The organism is Aequorivita aquimaris (assembly GCF_001573155.1).
GTDB classification, from domain to species: Bacteria; Bacteroidota; Bacteroidia; order Flavobacteriales; family Flavobacteriaceae; genus Aequorivita; species Aequorivita aquimaris.
The window spans coordinates 1-2,057 of record NZ_JRWG01000023.1; the positions used below are offsets into that span (position 1 = coordinate 1).

The 2,057-nt window shown below is 45.9% G+C and carries 1 pseudogene; it reads right to left on the bottom strand.

The window, feature by feature from the left end:
• Positions 1-2,057, bottom strand: a pseudogene (locus LS48_RS15380) (HYR domain-containing protein); the annotation flags it as partial.

Genomic DNA, 2,057 nt, shown 5'->3' on the forward strand with positions numbered 1-2,057 from the left:
AATTCGATTTCCACTACGTTGCTCGTTGGAACAATAGAATAGTTAAGCTCGAAATTGTCCACACCGGCACCCCAGGCCCAACCGCCTTCATCGTCATATGTAAAACGAACTTGGAAGTCAGCATTTAGGTAAGTTGCCAAATCAATGGCTCCTGTATTGACAGGATTAGTATCAACATCAACAAAAAGAATCTGTTGCCATGCGGCCCCATCATAAACTTCAACGGTAAGTGTACCGTCACCGGCAAACTCCTGCATTGCATAGTCAAAAGACAGCGAGGCAGTAGAAGCAGCGCTTATATCATATACCGGAGAGATAAGCGTAGCGTTGTTTACCTCACCGCTACCAGCTGCGTCGTCATCAAAGATGGCTGCGTTTGAGGCGAAGTCAGTTCCTATTGGCATATCGCCAGAACCGAAGGCCCAGTCCTGAGAACCAGAATTAATCTGGGTAGTCCATCCAGAAGGTATAGAGCTACCTTCAAAATCTACTGTTTCTGATACAGTAGTCACAGGAGGACCACAGGTAATCACAGGTGCAATGTTATCAATCACATTTACCACTGCCATACAGGTAGAAGAGTTTCCACTGTCGTCGGTAACGGTAACCTCTACAATGTTCTCGCCCAGGTCAGCACAAGTAAAGTCAAGACCAGAACCACCTCCGGTAGTATAATGAATGTTCCCATTAAATACACGTGGCTGGAATGTGCTTCCAGAGAAAGGATATCCTCTCGCTCCACCTTCAAGGAACTCAATGTTTGCATCTGATGCCCAAACGTTTCCTGTTCCAGTTCCATTGGTATAGTTAAGACCACCGGTAGAGAAATCAGTAGGAGTTACATAGAAAGCGTGTGTTTCACCTGCAGCCATTGCATAATCAAGTGTCAGGTTAAGGGGTGTTGCTACGCCATCTCCATTTGAAACTACAGCTAATGCAGTACCTATCAAAGTCCAAGCAGAAGGATCTGCTTCAAAACCTACCCAAGTACCTGTTTTGGCATATACTTCTACGTCAAATGTAGCACCTGTGTCTGCATTGATATCAAAAGAATCAAGTGTAACATCGGTAACTGCGTTTACATCAAACATATTACCAAAGTTTCCATTACCGCCAGCGAAACCAGCGTTAAGAGTTTCCGAGGAACCTCCACCAACGCCACCAGCGGTAATTGTGTAGCCACAAGCTTCATTAACACTTGTAACAAGGTCGTTAGGGTCAATACTTGCCATACCGTTTGCATCAAGGAAAACGTCAAGTCCTCCACCAGAGGCAGCCTCATAGGTCAATAGGAAGTTGTCAACACCAGCTCCCCAGGCCCAATCGCCTTCATCATCATAAGTAAATCGAACCTGAAATGCAGCGTTTGCATAGGCAGAAACATCTATATCCCCAGTATTTACTGGATTAACATCCATATCGTCAATAAACAGGACTTGTTGCCATGCAGATCCGTCCCAAACTTCAGCCTCGAAAGTACCCGAACCAATGAAATCCTGTATTGCGTAATCAAATGAAAGCTGTGCGTTGCTAGCTCCTGTAAGATCATAGGCGGGCGATAACAATCGGGCAAGGTTAACCTCACCTGAACCAGCAGCATCGTCATCAAAGATTGCCGCATTGGTTGGGAAATCTGTACCTAAAGGCATGTCACCACTACCAAATGTCCAGTCCTGACTTCCAGATTCAATTACCGTTGTCCATCCTGTTGGGATTGTAGCACCCTCAAAGTCTTCAGACTCCGTAAAGATTCCAAATCCGCCCACGCAGAATACCTCAGGAGCTGTAACGTCCTGAACGGTAACGGTAGAAGTACAGGTAGAAATGTTTCCTGAGTTATCGGTAACTGTCATAACCACGGTGTTTGCACCGGTCATTGAGCAATCAAATGATGAAACATCAAGGCTCATTGAGGCAATGCCGCAGTTGTCGGTAGAACCGTTGTCAACATCTGCAGCGGTAATGGTAGCCATGCCGGTAACAGGGTCAAGATCTACGGTAATATCCTGGCAAACCGCCACTGGCAGCTCGTTGTCTATTACGGTTACGGTAAAGTC